The organism is Pseudomonas sp. 910_23, assembly GCF_052850795.1.
Genome location: NZ_VXCZ01000008.1, coordinates 232,457 through 247,348, shown reverse-complemented (window position 1 = coordinate 247,348; position 14,892 = coordinate 232,457). Strand labels below are relative to the sequence as shown.

Genomic DNA, 14,892 nt, shown 5'->3' with positions numbered 1-14,892 from the left:
TGTACCGGGGCTTGCCCCCTCCCACATTTAGATTTGTGCTGTATTTGAGTTATTCATCATTGTCGATCACTGGCGAACGCGTTACCTGCGTTGTCGGAAAATGGCAGGTAAACGTACTGCCATGCCCCAGCACGCTGCTGATTTCCAGGCGCGCCCGGTGGCGCAACAACACATGCTTGACGATGGCCAGGCCGAGCCCCGTGCCGCCGGTGTTGGAGTTGCGGCTGGAGTCAACGCGGTAGAAGCGTTCGGTGAGGCGCGGCAGGTGCTTGGCGTCGATGCCGATACCCGAGTCCTGCACGCTCAGGTGCGCGCCCTGTTCGTCGGCCCACCAGCGAATACGGATATTGCCCTTGTCCTGGGTGTACTTCACCGCGTTGAACACCAAATTGGAGAACGCGCTGCGTAACTCGCCCTCACTGCCCTTGAGCAGCACCGTCGGTTCGGCTTCCAGGGTGATCTGCTGGCCGCGTTCGCCGGAGAGCGCCTGGGCGTCATTCTTGATGGTGTGCAGCAGGCTTTGCACTGCCACCGGGTGGTTATCCGAAGGGTAATCGGTGGCTTCAAGCTTGGCCAAAAGCAGCAAGTCGTTGAGCAGGGTCTGCATCCGCGAGCCTTGCTGCTGCATCTGCTGCAGGGCGCGGCTCCAGCGCGGGTTGATCTCGTCGACGTTGTCCAGCAGCGTCTCCAGGTAGCCGCAGATCACCGTCAGCGGTGTGCGAAGCTCGTGGGAGACGTTGGCGACGAAGTCCTTGCGCATCTGTTCAAGCTGATGGATGCGGGTCACATCACGCACCAGCATCAAGTGCTCATTGTTGCCATAGCGCGTCAGGTACAGCTGGATGCGTACGCGGTCGTTGGTGGGCGACGGGATTTCCAGGGCTTCTTCGTAGTTGTCCTGCTCGAAGTATTCCTTGAAGCGCGGGTGGCGCACCAGGTTGGTCACCGGCTGGCCGCTGTCTTGTGGCGTCTTGAGACCCAGCAGGGTTTCGGCGGCGCGGTTCCACCATTCCAGGTTACCGTCGCTGTCGAGCATGATCACGGCGTCCTTGAGCGCCGCGGTGGATTCCTGCACCCGGTCGATCACCGCTTGCAGGCGCCCGCGTACCCGTTGGTCGCGGCGTTGCAGGTGGTAGATGCTGTCGAACACCTCGCCCCACAGGCCATAGCCATCGGGCGGCGCCTCGTCGGGTTTGTGCTGGCGCAGCCATTCATGCAGGCGCAGCAATTGTTTGAGGGTCCAGCCCAGGTACAACGCGATGCCGGCGGCCAGGCTCCAGCCGTAATAGCCACTGATCAGCCCGACCAGCAGGCAAGCAGTGATCAACAGAAGCATGTGGCGGATCAGGGTGCCATGCCAGTTCTGGTTCACTTAAACATGCGTCCTTGTCAGCTGTTAAGGGAGGAAGGGGCTGGCTCAGCTTTTGGTGGAAAACCGATAGCCGGTGCCGCGCACGGTTTGTACCAGATTCTCGTACGCGTCGCCCAAGGCTTTGCGCAAGCGGCGGATATGCACGTCCACGGTGCGCTCCTCCACATACACATTGCCGCCCCACACCTGGTCCAGCAATTGGCCGCGGGTGTAGGCGCGCTCCTGGTGGGTCATGAAGAATTGCAGCAATCGGTATTCGGTCGGGCCCATCTCGGCGGGCTTGCCGTCGATGGTCACGCGGTGGCTGATCGGGTCCAGAATCAGGCCGTCGACTTCGATCGGCGCTTCGCCATCGGTCGGGCCGGCACGGCGCAATACGGCTTTGAGGCGCGCCACCAGCTCCCGAGGGGAAAAAGGTTTGGTGATGTAGTCATCAGCGCCCACTTCCAGGCCCTGGATCTTGTTGTCCTCTTCACCCTTGGCGGTGAGCATGATGATCGGGATATCCCCGGTCAGTTCGTCACGCTTGAGGCGCCGGGCCAACTCGATGCCGGACGTGCCGGGCAGCATCCAGTCGAGCAGGATCAGGTCCGGCTTGCGGTCGACGATAATGGCGTGGGCCTGCTGGGAGTTTTCCGCCTCCAGGCAGTCATAGCCGGCCATTTCCAACGCAACGGCGATCATCTCGCGAATGGGCGCTTCGTCGTCAACAATCAGAATGCTCCTGCCAACCATGCTCAAAATCCTCTTGTCATTTAACTGTCTTGCGCCGCATTAGATAACGGAATTATTGCAGTCGTGTGACAGTAATTTAGTCGCTTGGGCAATTCAGGGCACTCTGGACTACCCTTTGGGTCCGAATCCTGACAACCACAAAAGGAAGGTTCCGATGACTTACAGCACGATTTCCTGGAAAGCCCTGCTGCTATCCGCAGCCTTGGCGCTGCCAGGCCTGGCGTTTGCGGCAGAGCCTGCGATGACTAAAGAAGGGATGTTGGTGGATCACAAGGGCATGGCGCTCTACACCTTCGACAAGGACGCCGATGGCAAGTCAGTGTGCAAGGACCAGTGCGCGACCAACTGGCCACCGCTGAAGGCAGAATCCACCGACACCAAGACCGGTGATTGGACGGTGATCACCCGCGACGACCAGACCAGCCAGTGGGCCTACAAAGGCAAGCCGGTCTACACCTACAAGGACGACAAGAAAGCCGGTGACAAGACCGGGGATGGCAAGGGTGGCGCCTGGCACATCATCAAGCCTTAAGTCTGCGGCGCTGCTGAATCCATCGGGGGCAAGCCCCCTCCCACACTTGAATGTATTCACACATCAAAATGTGGGAGGGGGCTTGCCCCCGATGGCGTCAGTCCTGCACTACCGAACCGCGTAATCCACCACAATCCCGACAAAAATCGCCAACCCCGCCCAATGGTTATGCAAGAACGCCCTGAAGCACTTCATACGGTCCCTGTCCCGGGTGTACCAGAACTCCCAGGCAAAACAGCCCGCCGCCGCCAGCAACCCCAGTTGGAACCAACCTCCCAGTTCAAACCGCGTGCCGGCCAGCAACAGGCATACCAGCGACAGCCCTTGCAGGGTCAGGATGATCACGCGATCAGCATCACCAAACAGAATGGCGGTGGATTTCACCCCGATCTTCAAGTCGTCATCACGGTCGGTCATGGCGTAATAGGTGTCGTAGCCCACGGTCCACAACAGGTTGGCGATATACAGCAACCACGCGGTGGCGGGCAGATGGCCGGTCTCGGCAGTAAACGCCATCGGCATCCCCCAGGAAAACGCCGCGCCCAGCACCACCTGCGGGTAGTAGGTGTAGCGCTTCATGAATGGGTAGCTGGCCGCCAGCGCCAGGCCGCCCAGCGATAGCAGGATAGTGCTGGCGTTGGTCAGCAGCACCAGCAGGAAGCTGGTACCCATCAACACGGCAAAAAACACCAATGCCTCTTTCGAGCTGATCTTGCCGCTCACCAGCGGGCGTTGCTCGGTGCGCTTCACATGGCCATCGACCTTGCGGTCAGCCCAATCATTGATCACGCAGCCACCGGCGCGGGTCAGCACCACGCCCAACACGAAAATCACGATATTAAGCAGCGACGGCGAACCCTTGCCGGCGATCCACAGTGCCCACAATGTCGGCCACAGCAACAAGTAGATGCCGATGGGCTTGTCCATGCGCGTCAACTGAATGAAATCCCAGGCCCTGGGGTTCAGGCGGTTCAAGGACTTGAGCAGACGTTGATACATCAGCAGTTCTCCGGATGGTCATGCAGCGCGTGCCAGAAACTCGGCAGGAAGACTTCTGCCACCAGCACGCTCAGCGCGCCGCGATCGAAGCGAGAGCGGCGCGCCCACAAACCGTCGGTCTGGTCCGCTGCCGGCAGCCATGGGCGAGGGTAATGGCACACTTCGATGGCCTGGCGGGTAAAGGCGCGGTCGCAGAACAACAGCTCCCCCAGCGAGCGACTGCCCAGCTCGTCCATGTGCAGCCCGTCGCCCTGCAAGGCACTGCGCGCCGCCACGCTGCGGGCAAACACCCACGGCTGGTCATGCCCACGCAGGTACACCTCGCGCACCCAGCCGATGCTGGCCGGGGCCAGGCCCAGGGCGGCACATTCATCGTCGCGCAATAGCTGCCAGCCTTCGAACAGCGGCGTCACGCTGAAACCGTCGTTGGACAGCCCTGTCAGCCGTCGCGTCAGCGAGCCTTCGTCAAACAGCCAGTTGAGGGTCAAGGGCGTGGGCAAGGGACTCAGAAGGCTCTGGGTCAGCCATTGGCAAGCATCGGGAAGGGCGTTTGAGTGCGGCACGGTGAGTCAGTATTGGCAGCAGAAGAGGCGGCGAGCTTACCATGGCACCCTGAACTTTTGCCGCGCCAAACCGGCCGTTTGCGCCGATCGTGCTTGCATCTGCCGGCCCCGATCAGTACAAAACGCCCTGAGCCGTGCGGCAACGCTGGATCCATCGACCGCCGGCCAACATGCCTGGACTTGAGGAAGCACGTAATGAAGAAGTGGCAATGTATCGTCTGTGGCTTGATCTACAACGAAGCGGACGGCTGGCCGGATGACGGAATAGCTCCGGGCACGCTGTGGCAAGACGTCCCGGAAGACTGGCTGTGCCCGGACTGCGGCGTGGGCAAAATGGATTTCGAAATGATCGAAATCGGCTAATTCTTAGTTTAAGACACGTACTACAAGGAGAAAGGAATGAACGCACCCGTCGTGATCATCGGCACAGGATTGGCCGGTTACAACGTAGCCCGGGAGTTTCGCAAGCTCGACAGCGAGACCCCATTGCTGCTGATCACCGCGGATGACGGGCGCTCCTACTCCAAGCCCATGCTCTCCACCGGCTTTGGCAAGAACAAGGAAGCCGATGGCCTGAGCATGGCCGAACCCGGCGCCATGGCCGAGCAGCTCAAGGCCGAAGTGCGCACCCATACACGTGTCAGCGGCATCGACGCGGGCCACAAGCGCCTGTGGATCGGCGAGGAAGCGGTGGCCTACCGCGACCTGGTCCTGGCCTGGGGCGCAGAAACCGTGCGCGTACCGGTTGAAGGCGATGGGGCTGAACTGATTTTTCCGATCAACGACCTGGAAGACTACGCGCGCTTTCGCGCCGCGGCTGCCGGCAAACGTCGCGTGTTGTTGCTTGGCGCTGGCCTGATCGGCTGCGAATTTGCCAACGACCTGATCCTCGGCGGCTATGAAATCGACCTGGTCGCACCCTGTGAGCAGGTCATGCCGACCCTGCTGCACCCGGCGGCTGCCGCAGCGGTGCAAGCCGGGCTGGAAGGCATCGGCGCGCGTTTCCACCTGGGCCCGGTGCTCAATCGCCTGCAACGCACGGCTGATGGCCTTGAGGCGCACCTGTCGGACGGTGATGTGATCCACTGTGACCTGGTGGTGTCCGCCATCGGCCTGCGTCCTCGTGTAGACCTGGCCGCCGCCGCCGGCCTGCAAATCAATCGCGGGATCATGGTGGACCGTCACCTCAAGACTTCCCACGCCAACATCTACGCCCTGGGCGACTGCGCCGAGGTCGACGGCTTGAACCTGCTGTACGTGATGCCACTGATGAGCTGCGCCCGTGCCCTGGCGCAAACCTTGGCCGGCAACGCCACGGCGGTGAGCTATGGGCCTATGCCGATCACCGTGAAAACCCCGGTCTGCCCGCTGGTGGTGTCACCTGCGCCGCGGGGCACCGAAGGTGTGTGGAGTGTCGAAGGGCAGGGCGCCGACATCAAGGCCCTGTGTCGCGACGCCAGCGGCCGCCTGCTGGGATACGCGCTGACCGGCAGCGCCGTCATGGAAAAACTGGCCCTGAACAAAGAACTTCCGCCATTGCTGGCGTAAATGCCAGCCGTTCTGTCGGAATCAGCACCGTTTCGCCTGTAGAAAGGTCGCCGGGAGACTGGCGGAGCGTGCGAGGGCGTGCCATCCTCACTCCCGTCTGCCGCAGAGTAGAGCCTGCGGCGCCTTGGGCGCTGCTCCACCAGAGAGCAGCACGGACATAACAACAAAAAACCGTCAAAGAGGCTTCATTTATGCGTAAACCAGATCTCGCAGCCGCCATCGCTGAAAAAGCAGACCTCACCAAAGAGCAGGCCAACCGCGTCCTTAACGCCGTACTCGAAGAAATCACCGGCGCCCTGCACCGCAAGGACAGCGTTACCCTGGTGGGTTTCGGCACCTTCCTGCAACGCCACCGCGGCGCCCGCACCGGCAAAAACCCGCAAACCGGTGAGCCTGTGAAGATCAAGGCAAGCAACACCGTCGCGTTCAAACCGGGCAAGTCGCTCAAAGACAGCGTCAACCCGTAAGTTAAGCGGTACCGTCTCGAAGGGAGGCGGGGCGGTAGAGAAAATGGGCACGCCGACTGGGTCGGGTGCCCATTTTTGTTGGGGGTGAAAAAAGGGCAATGGGGAATATAAGTAGTTGTCTCTTGCAGAATTATCAATGGTTGAAGTGGAAGCTGAGTTGTAGCGAGTTTTTATTGAGTAATAATCGAATTATATAGTTGATATGGAACTACATCGCTACAGGTTGACACATATGGCATGAGACAGCAGGGAGCGCGCTCTAAACTAATTTTTAGAGGTGTATATATGCAAATATTCGATCAGTCCCGTGTTCCATTGCTCACACCATTAACCCAGCAAAAAAAGACGGAGATCAAATCGCCGTCGACGTCGGGTAGTACGGGTGCCGAGGCAAATAGTTCAAACGATAAACCGGATTACAGTCAGAACAAAGGGAGCGCTCAATACCCTCAAGCGACCCCTGAGGAACTCGTTAGTCGAAGCAAAAGGACTGCAGAAAGATTCGGCGCGCCAAGGGCCAGCGTCAATCACAAGGGCAAGCCTCCCAAGTCTCGCAACCCTTCCAGGCGTCCACCTGGCAAGCCTGGCAAGCCTGGCAAGCCTGGCAAGTCTGGCAATACGCCTATTAAAAAGCCAGCGGGAGGATCGAACGGTCCCGGGGCGGCACGTAACACTGGAAATGACATTGCCGGCTTGCAACAGAACAACGCTTTCCCACCGGTTTCGCCGTCAGTCGCGATTACTATACGTAATGCGCTTCTAACGTCAGGGACCAGTAATTTGGTCAATAGCGGTTTTACCGTGGGGCAGCATTTCGTTTCCAAAGGCCTAGAAGAAAGGGTTGCAGCACAGGCAAAGATGCCTGGAGCAGAAGTAAAGAAACCAGACGGCACGACGGGTACCGTAGACCCTGCCGCGACGGAGGAGCAAAAAATGCAGGCGCGTCTTACAGGCGCAGAAATAAACACTGAGTCTCTGACCAACAGCATCATTTTCATCAACGAAGGCCCAGACGCGAAGGCTGTGGTAGCTAGCCCCGACGCGCCAACGGATACACAGGGGCGTTTGACCAACCTTGCGAAGCGGATGGACGCGATAGAAAGCCAAATGCCCGACATCGCTAAGCGTTACGGGCTTATCTATACCCCGTATGAGGCGTCTGAGTCATCGGAGGCGCCGACTGACAAGGCGCGTATGGAAAATGTTGAAAAGCGCTACGCGTTTATGAATAAGATGATTAAAACATTGGTCACACTTAAGCAGAACGAAGCTGACGCTGACTAGATTTGTAAATGCAATGAGGGCGGATTTAGCTGAATAAATCCGTCCCGTCCTCTTTTTAGATTTTTTATGTGGAATAAAACCTTGAGGTTACTTGAAGATTTCCCACGTTGTTTCCCCCTCGTAAGTTTGCACAGCCATCCGATAGATATCGGTCCATATATCCCCTGATGGCCTTTTAACAAGGTGTTTTGCACCAAATACATAAACAGTTTCACCTAGCGATATCCTTTCTTTGATGTGCTGCGCTGTAGGGGGTACCAGGAATTGATGCAAAAAGACCATAGGGAGACCCTGATGATATAGCCAGGCAGGTTCGCCTACCCATACGGGTTTATCCTTCATGCAAAGGTATTCGTTATCGAGTCGTTCTGTTAGCCATTTTTTTTTATTTTTTGGTGAGCCTTGCGCTACATACTCTTCGTAAAGCTTGCGGGCAAAATCCTCCGCGCTTTCATCTTCCATCGAGGCGGATTTTTTTTCCGCGACAGTCATTGCCGTGCCCCAGAAAACGTGAAAATCAGTCAACTCACTCATGTCTGCTGCTCCTGAAAGGGTTCTCTAAAATTGCCCTGTGGTTTTTACAATTCTCACCAAATCCCAGCCGGTATGGCGATACTTGTCCATTGACTCATGCCCCCAAGGCGTCGCCTTGGTCAAGTTCCAATCTTCATGAGCCACTTTTGATCCGGCGCGTTGTGGAATGTATTGATGATTCAGCTCCATCGACACCGTGATTTCCTTGGTCGTGCCAACACGTCCCTTTAGTCGGCTTCTCAGAGTATTACGATAACGAACCTCTATTCTCATCTGCGGTGCCTTGCCTAGGGCCATTCGAGCCAGGTTTCTAGTTGAGTACTGGCCTGGCCGGGCATTGGCACCCGCGGCTTTCCAAACACCTTTCCTTGCTGTGCTCCAACATTTCCAGCCCCACGGGTCGATCCAGGCGATCGGATTCGGCCCATATTGATAGAGATTGATCCCTCCCGCCAACCCAAGAGGATCCGGTGTGGTAAACCGCCCGATATCCGGGTCGTAAAATCGGAATGTATTAAAATGCAGTCCCGTTTCTCGATCTAGATATTGCCCCTGAAACCGTAAGTTCTGCTCTTCGATGTAGGTAGGCTCGCGCACTTCCTCCACCGTACCGCCCCACATTCGATAACTGGTCCGCCAGATGACTTCGCCGTCTTCTTCGGTTAGCTGCTCCGGCTGGCTATTGAGGTCGTTATGGTAGTGACGGATTTTTTGCACAGGCCCCGTGCCGTCGACCCGGGCTACGGGCTTGTAGCCTTCATCTTCATAGATATAAAGGCTGGACTGACTATGCCTGGATTCCTGCAAGAGACGCAGCTCGTCCCAGAGGAAGCGCGTCATCCCCAACTGATAGCCATCGCTGCCATACTCGGCTTTTTCAATGCGACGCCCCAGGGGGTCATAGGTCATCCTTATCCTGTTGCCGCTATCATTTCGTACTTCAATCAGACGACTTTCCGCATCGTAGACAAAGCGCTGTAAACCGCGAGAGGCACTGCGCTTTTCGACCATGCGACCCAAGGCGTCGTACCGGTAACGCTTATCTTGATAGGTCAGCAGCCGGTTATGTTTTACCAAGCCACCTTGATGTGAACTATCGAGCAGGTTGGCTGCGGCATCATAGGCGCAGGTTTCGCTCCGTCCTGCCTGGTGGCTGACAAGAATCCGTTCGGTACTGTCGTAACCCAGATGCTCTTGATGATCGTGCACGCGATCAACACGATGACGTCCAATCACGTTGTCGCTGGGATCGTAGCTATAGTCGGTCTCTACCAGTGGTGGCAGCTGCCACGGCTGATCGATGCTGCGACGCTGACGCGAGCGGACCCTTCCACTTCGATCATAGGCGGTACTTGTCTTGAGTTGACCCTGAGTACGCTGCACTTCGCGATGCAAGCGATCACGCTCGAAGTCGCTGATAACCTTTCCATCGAGATTCAACTGATGCAGGTGGCCACTGCCGTAATACAGACGGTTCAGCCATCGACCATCAGGCAAGCCGGTTTGAATCAGATTTCCCAGTTCGTCGTAACGATGCTGCACAGACCCTGCCGAGCTTTTCTCCTCAAGGAGCTGCCCCATGGCGTCATAGCTGAAGCCAAGTAATTGCTCACTACCATCAGGCGCCGTGAAAGTAACACCGACCAGTTGGTCGTTGAGGTCGTGCGCGTAGCTGGTGGTACCGTCCGCAGTTATTTTGCTGACCAGGCGTCCCACGGGATCTCGCTGAAACTGATGTGACAGCGGCGCTACCGGCTCACCTTCCGTTCCCGGCAGGTAGTCAACGGCGACAACATCATCCAGCGGGTCATAGGTGTAGCAGCGCCGGCTTTTATCCAGGTCCTGCTGCTGCACCATGCGGTCGGCTGCGTCCCACTCAAAGCGATAACTCTCACCGTTCTCGTTGGTCAGCTTGCTCAGACGTCCGTAGGCATCATGATCGAACATGACCGAACGGTTATGCGCGTCCCAGCGCTGTTTGACCAGACCGCGAATGTCATAGGCATAGCGTGTGGTGCTGCCGGCAGGGTCTACGTGGGCAGTCAGATAACCACTTGCGCTGCGTTGGAATTGTTCGACGCGGCCGTCCGGAAGCTGACATTCCAGAAGCAGCGCCTGAGGGCCGTATCGGTAACGCACCGATTCACCTTCGGCATTGGTCTGCACCACCAGATTGCCAAACGCGTCATATTGATAACGCGTCGGATAACCGGAGCAATCGACTTCTTCGACCAGTTGGCTCCACTCGTTCCAATGCAATGTTCTGGATTTTTCCGTCGCATCGATGATGCGCACCGGCTGTCCGAAACCGTCATAGACATAGCGCGTGCGGTTGCCCAGTGGATCGACTTCCTCAATGCAGTTGCCACGTTGGTCGTAGCGGTAATGCCAACTATTGCCCGCAGGGTCGGTTTCAACCTGAGGCAATGCCCAATGCGCAAGCCATTGTGTGCCACGGGTCCTGCCCAGCGGATCGGTCACTGTACTCAGGTTGCCGGAGTCGTCGTAACAGAAGCGCCATCTGCCGTTCTTTGGGTCAATCGCGCCTGCAAACTGGCGATCTTCGTTCCATTCGAATTCCCAGATACTGCCCGCGTTATCAACGTATCGGGTGATCTGATATTGCGGGTTCCAATGCCGAGTGCTGACGCGCATCAACCCATCGGTTACGCGTGTAATGCCCGCATCCAAGTCGTAGTCGAAGGTGTATTCATCACCCGCATCTGTCCAGTGCCGACTGACGCGCCATTCCGGGCCGTTTGGCCCAGGTACTTCAACCCATTGGTAGAAGCAACGCAGACCACTCGCCAATTGGTGCTCGACCATGCGTCTGCTGCTGTCGTAGGCAAAGCGCCGTAGGGTTGTGCCTTGGGCATCCAATACTTCGGCAAGATCGCCGTTGCTGTCATAGCGATAACTGACAAGTACGTCGCTGCGTGCATCGAAATGGTCCTGGCGCAGGTATCGCCGCTCGATGTGGCTCACACGACGCGGATGCTGAGTTGTATAACTCAACTCGACGTGCATGAAATCATGGGTGTCACGCAAGCGGTGAAGCCTTCCCTGGGCATCGTAATCGAGAAAGATCCGCCCTTCATTGCGATCACCCAGCAGGTGCAAGCGCATCCGTGAGTTGTTCTGCGGGTCGATTTCGAACAGCCGATACAGACCGTCGATGCTCTCGATCAATACCGCGCCTTCACCGCTGCGTCTCACCGCAAGGCCTTCGCCCGGATCGAACGCTCCACCGGACAACGGGATATAACCGATCTCCAGGCGCCGTCCCTGCTCATCGATATAGAACAGGTTTTCGTCGGCATCTATTTCGACCGACACCTCATAGTCGACGCTCCAGCCTGCGCCGAAGAGGCCGTTGCGACGTGTATCGAGACTGTTGTAGAAACGTTGCCAATCGATAGGGAGCAGGCCGGGCAGAACAAAGTCCAACTCCTCCTCTTCGCCCAAGACCTTGGCCCCCGTCGCGCTGTGCACCGGATTGGGCGAGCCATTCATGGCGCCCTTGAGCGCAGAGGTGACCTTGGCGGTCCCATAAGAAATCGCGCCCCCCACCAGCGCACTTCCGATCATGCACGGCAGCTTGGTCCAGAAACACTTCACATTGCCCCGCAACGCCATCACCACGGCAATGGCCAGCCCCACCCCCGGCGTTTTCCCGCTACGAATCTCCTGCACCACAATGGTCTCGCCACCAATGCGCACATCCGGCGAAATCAGACCCTCAGCCGTGCCAATCTTGGCGTCACAGGTACTGCGATCCCCGCTGCGTGCCGCCGGCTGACCATTGATGAATACCGAACTGGAACCCTCGGCAATGAACTGCAGGGGCATGGGCGGGTGCTTGTTGCACGCCACGGTGTCCAGCGGGCAAGGCTCTGTGCCGGGCGCAGGCGAGGCGACCGTCGGGCGCCACATCTGCGAGAAAAACTCTCCGGCCATATCCAGGAAGCTTGGCGCTGGCGGCTCGCTGGGCGCGACGGGCACAGCCGTCATCTTGCCGGCAGCGCGGGCAGCCTTTTTGCCATTGATGAACACGTTGTGCGAGCCGCTGGTGATGAACGCATCGATCACCGGCGGGAACACCCAGTTGGCGGCGGACTCGCACCAACTGGATATCTTCAAGTCGGCGCCAGTGAGCCCAGCGGTGATGCCGACGACCGCGCCCACCACCAAAACCAATGCAACACCGCCTGTGGCAATGGTTGCACCGGTCGCGAGGAACACCGCTCCGGCAACGGCCAGGCAGCCCACAGTAGTGATCGCCGCATAGGCGGCCACTTCCAGCACACCGCCGAGAATATCGGCCATCACCGAGGTGTGCAGCAGTGCGTCGCCTTCGCGGGCAGCCCAAAGATCGTCACTCATCGCTCAGGCTCGACTCAGGGCGTAGCAGTAAAATTGAGCGTGTTTTTCAGCGTTGCCCAATGAGCCGCCTCGGCAGGGCCCAGGGGCTGGGTCTTGACGTAGCTCAGTGCAATCAGTTGGCGGGTGCCGGGTATCTGCATTGCCAGCTGATATTGGTAAATGTTGTCGCTGCCTTTGTTGAAACGGTTCTGTACTTCAAAGGCGTCGATGTCCTGCGTCGGACCGACCTTGACCGCTTGTGCAGGGGAATAGCGCAGATCCTTGACCTGCTGCTCGAGTTTTTTCAGCTGGCCTTCGAAATTGCTTTGCAGGCTCTCGCCGTCCGCCAACGGGCTGCGGCTCACCACTAGGGTGGTGCCCAGCTTGGCGAACTTGAGGATATTGATCGAGGTGTCCTGTACCTCGGCATCGGGCAGGGTGAATTGGGCTTCGTTGATCAGGTAATTCATGGTGAAGAAGTCTCGTTATTGACCAGCGCCGGGCTTGCCGGGGAATTTTGATTCGACGGCGGACTTGATCGTGTCTTGCACGCCCTGGGCGCCGGGCGATGTGCCCTTGTCACTGCCCAGGTTGATGTCCAGTTTGCCCTTTGTCTGGATCTTGCTGCTGCCGGTGGAAAACAGGTTGAACGAGCCGCAGGTCAGGTTGATATCCCCGCCTGCCTTGAGCTCGATCACACTGTCGCCGCACACCAGGCGAATACTCTCGCCGGCCTCGATGGTGTAGTGCGTGGCGGCGCTGTCGGACTTGGCGCCACCCACGATCACCGTGTCGTTGTTGCGCACAACCCGCAGGCGATTGCTGCCGATGGTCACCGTCTCGTTATGGCCAATACTCTTGTTGCGGTCATGCCCCACCGAGTGGCTTTCATCCACCTCCACCACGATGTCCTGATTGCGCTCGGCATGGATATACAACTGCTCCAGACCCTTCTTGTCCTCCATGCGGATTTCATTGAAGTTGGCCGGCGTGCCGCCTTTGCTGGAGCGGCTTTTCATGCCGCTCTGGGTGGCGTTTTCCGGTAGGTCGTAAGGCACAGTCTGCTCGGCGTTGTACACCCGCCCGGTGATGATCGGGCGGTCCGGATCGCCTTCAAGAAAACTGACGATCACTTCCTGGCCGATTCGTGGAATCTGCATCGAACCCCAGTTCTTGCCGGCCCAGGATTGCGACACACGGATCCAGCACGAGCTGTTCTCGTTGGATTGGTCGTGGCGGTCCCAGTAGAAATGCACCTTTACGCGGCCGTACTGGTCGGTCCAGATTTCCTCGCCTTTGGGGCCCACCACCAATGCAGTCTGCGGGCCTTTGACGATAGGGCGATGGGTGTTGGCCAGTGGGCGGAAACTCTGTTGTGCGTCGATGCAGGTCAGGCTGCTTTCGAATTGCGCCGAACCGGAGCCGCCGCCGCTCTCCAGGCTTTCCTGGACGATGTAGTAGCGACAGCCGACGATCAGGTATTCGCGGTTCTGATCCTGACGACTGAAGCCGGTGAGGCTGAACAGGTGGCCCGACCCCAGGCCACGCGCATTGCCGGCGAACTCGATCTGCTCGTGCAGGGTTTGCAGGGCTTCGATGCGGGTACGTGCGTAGTGTTCGCCGTCGGAGCTTTGCACGTAGGTGCCGGGGTAGTCGTACAGCGGATAGTCGCCGCCGGTGTGTGGGCGCGGTATGGCCGAGCGCACGTCGATGCTCGCGCTGGGGCGTTGGAAGTCGTAGTCGTTGAGCTCCAGCGAACCCGGCTGCACCTCCTGCGCCAAGTGCCAGTTGTGCATATGGTCGCGTTCGCGTTGCTGCTCGTCCTTGGGGTAGTAGGGGATCGACCCGTAGCCCGGCACCGTGGTGTGGGCGCCATAGGCGTCGGCCAGCACCAGCACGTGGCGATCCTGTTCATGGCGAAAGAAGTAGTAGATGCCTTCTTGTTCCATCAGGCGGCTGACGAAATCGAAGCTGGTCTCGCGGTACTGCACGCAGTATTCCCACTCGCGATACGGCCGGCTCAGGGCGTCTTCGAAATCGGAAAAACCCAGGTCGCGGAACACCTGCTTGATGATCTGCGGGATGCTCAGGTTCTGGAAAATCCGGCAATCGGAGGTGCGGCTGAGCAACCACAGCCATGGGCGCAGGGTGACCTGGTAACTGGCGAACTGACCCTGGTCGATGTTCTGGCTGCAACGCGCGACGATGCCGTGAAAGTGCCGCTCGCCACCGTCCGCCAGTTGCAGGCCCACGCTCATGGGCTTGCCGAGCAACTGGTTGAGGTCGATGTTGGCGTCCAGGGACGTCAGTTGCAGCTCATAGTTGAACAGCCTTCCTAACTCTTCACCGCCGCCCATTTCGTTGAGCAACAGCACATCCGGCCCGAGAGGGCTGGTGATCTTGGCCAGGCGTGAGGCTTGGTTGAATAGCATCGGTTAACCCGTAAGTGTCGTAATAACTGAAGAAACCGAATCCAATGTGGGAGGGGGCTTGCTC

The 14,892-nt window shown here is 58.3% G+C and carries 13 protein-coding genes; 5 read left to right on the top strand and 8 right to left on the bottom strand.

The genetic code is table 11. The features are described 5' to 3' along the window. Nucleotides 1–49 precede the first annotated feature (49 nt). Both phoR and phoB read right to left on the bottom strand, forming a co-directional pair. On the bottom strand, nt 50–1,336 hold the full coding sequence (gene phoR / locus FW800_RS12705; protein WP_446437754.1) for a phosphate regulon sensor histidine kinase PhoR: 1,287 nt from the start codon (nt 1,334–1,336) through the stop codon (nt 50–52). Between the two features lie 81 nt (nt 1,337–1,417). Continuing rightward, nucleotides 1,418–2,107: a phosphate regulon transcriptional regulator PhoB gene (gene phoB, locus FW800_RS12700; protein ID WP_005792526.1), complete on the bottom strand. Its 690-nt coding sequence runs from the start codon at nt 2,105–2,107 to the stop codon at nt 1,418–1,420. A gap of 154 nt (nt 2,108–2,261) precedes the next feature. Between phoB and FW800_RS12695 the strand changes: the two genes are divergently transcribed. Continuing rightward, nucleotides 2,262–2,639 (top strand): COG4315 family predicted lipoprotein, encoded by a 378-nt coding sequence (locus FW800_RS12695; RefSeq protein ID WP_446437751.1) that lies wholly within the window; start codon nt 2,262–2,264, stop codon nt 2,637–2,639. A 108-nt stretch (nt 2,640–2,747) separates the two neighbouring features. Here FW800_RS12695 and ubiA read toward each other — a convergent pair whose 3' ends face one another. Beyond that, nucleotides 2,748–3,638: a 4-hydroxybenzoate octaprenyltransferase gene (gene ubiA / locus FW800_RS12690; protein WP_446437750.1), complete on the bottom strand. Its 891-nt coding sequence runs from the start codon at nt 3,636–3,638 to the stop codon at nt 2,748–2,750. Continuing rightward, nucleotides 3,638–4,201 carry a chorismate--pyruvate lyase family protein gene (locus FW800_RS12685; protein WP_446437749.1) on the bottom strand — a complete coding sequence of 188 codons (564 nt, stop codon included), beginning with the start codon at nt 4,199–4,201 and terminating at the stop codon, nt 3,638–3,640. Before FW800_RS12685 ends, ubiA begins: the two co-directional genes overlap by 1 nt. A 195-nt stretch (nt 4,202–4,396) precedes the next feature. On the opposite strand from FW800_RS12685, the gene FW800_RS12680 reads away from it, so the two are divergent. From FW800_RS12680 to FW800_RS12665, 4 genes are all read left to right on the top strand, one after another. Then, nucleotides 4,397–4,564 (top strand): rubredoxin, encoded by a 168-nt coding sequence (locus FW800_RS12680; protein WP_002555879.1) that lies wholly within the window; start codon nt 4,397–4,399, stop codon nt 4,562–4,564. 36 nt (nt 4,565–4,600) lie between these two features. Then, nucleotides 4,601–5,749 carry an NAD(P)/FAD-dependent oxidoreductase gene (locus FW800_RS12675; protein ID WP_032878686.1) on the top strand — a complete coding sequence of 383 codons (1,149 nt, stop codon included), beginning with the start codon at nt 4,601–4,603 and terminating at the stop codon, nt 5,747–5,749. 191 nt (nt 5,750–5,940) lie between these two features. Continuing rightward, nucleotides 5,941–6,216, top strand: a complete 276-nt coding sequence (locus FW800_RS12670; RefSeq protein WP_003195589.1) for an HU family DNA-binding protein — start codon at nt 5,941–5,943, stop codon at nt 6,214–6,216. A 285-nt stretch (nt 6,217–6,501) separates the two neighbouring features. Then, nucleotides 6,502–7,500, top strand: a complete 999-nt coding sequence (locus FW800_RS12665; RefSeq protein ID WP_446437748.1) for a type III secretion effector protein — start codon at nt 6,502–6,504, stop codon at nt 7,498–7,500. An 87-nt stretch (nt 7,501–7,587) separates the two neighbouring features. Here FW800_RS12665 and FW800_RS12660 read toward each other — a convergent pair whose 3' ends face one another. Genes FW800_RS12660 through FW800_RS12645 form a run of 4 tightly spaced genes read right to left on the bottom strand, consistent with a single transcriptional unit; the run spans nt 7,588 to nt 14,828 of the window. Next, a complete protein-coding gene (locus tag FW800_RS12660) occupies nt 7,588–8,034 on the bottom strand; it encodes a hypothetical protein (RefSeq protein ID WP_122732684.1) in 447 nt (148 codons plus the stop codon). 24 nt (nt 8,035–8,058) lie between these two features. After that, a complete protein-coding gene (locus FW800_RS12655; RefSeq protein WP_446437747.1) occupies nt 8,059–12,417 on the bottom strand; it encodes an RHS repeat-associated core domain-containing protein in 4,359 nt (1,452 codons plus the stop codon). Between the two features lie 14 nt (nt 12,418–12,431). Continuing rightward, the gene (locus tag FW800_RS12650) at nt 12,432–12,866 is read right to left on the bottom strand and encodes a DcrB-related protein (RefSeq protein WP_032878688.1); all 435 of its coding nucleotides are present in this window, start codon (nt 12,864–12,866) and stop codon (nt 12,432–12,434) included. 15 nt (nt 12,867–12,881) lie between these two features. Next, the gene (locus tag FW800_RS12645) at nt 12,882–14,828 is read right to left on the bottom strand and encodes a type VI secretion system Vgr family protein (protein WP_446437746.1); all 1,947 of its coding nucleotides are present in this window, start codon (nt 14,826–14,828) and stop codon (nt 12,882–12,884) included. Nucleotides 14,829–14,892 lie beyond the last annotated feature (64 nt).

Excerpts from the sequence above, each read along its gene's own strand:
- phoR (WP_446437754.1), bottom strand. The coding sequence starts at position 1,336 with ATGCTTCTGTTGATCACTGCTTGCCTGCTGGTCGGGCTGATCAGTGGC.
- FW800_RS12695 (WP_446437751.1), top strand. The coding sequence starts at position 2,262 with ATGACTTACAGCACGATTTCCTGGAAAGCCCTGCTGCTATCCGCAGCC.
- ubiA (WP_446437750.1), bottom strand. The coding sequence starts at position 3,638 with ATGTATCAACGTCTGCTCAAGTCCTTGAACCGCCTGAACCCCAGGGCC.
- FW800_RS12680 (WP_002555879.1), top strand. The coding sequence starts at position 4,397 with ATGAAGAAGTGGCAATGTATCGTCTGTGGCTTGATCTACAACGAAGCG.
- FW800_RS12670 (WP_003195589.1), top strand. The coding sequence starts at position 5,941 with ATGCGTAAACCAGATCTCGCAGCCGCCATCGCTGAAAAAGCAGACCTC.
- FW800_RS12665 (WP_446437748.1), top strand. The coding sequence starts at position 6,502 with ATGCAAATATTCGATCAGTCCCGTGTTCCATTGCTCACACCATTAACC.
- FW800_RS12650 (WP_032878688.1), bottom strand. The coding sequence starts at position 12,866 with ATGAATTACCTGATCAACGAAGCCCAATTCACCCTGCCCGATGCCGAG.
- FW800_RS12675 (WP_032878686.1), top strand. The coding sequence starts at position 4,601 with ATGAACGCACCCGTCGTGATCATCGGCACAGGATTGGCCGGTTACAAC.
- FW800_RS12655 (WP_446437747.1), bottom strand. The coding sequence starts at position 12,417 with ATGAGTGACGATCTTTGGGCTGCCCGCGAAGGCGACGCACTGCTGCAC.
- FW800_RS12660 (WP_122732684.1), bottom strand. The coding sequence starts at position 8,034 with ATGAGTGAGTTGACTGATTTTCACGTTTTCTGGGGCACGGCAATGACT.
- phoB (WP_005792526.1), bottom strand. The coding sequence starts at position 2,107 with ATGGTTGGCAGGAGCATTCTGATTGTTGACGACGAAGCGCCCATTCGC.
- FW800_RS12645 (WP_446437746.1), bottom strand. The coding sequence starts at position 14,828 with ATGCTATTCAACCAAGCCTCACGCCTGGCCAAGATCACCAGCCCTCTC.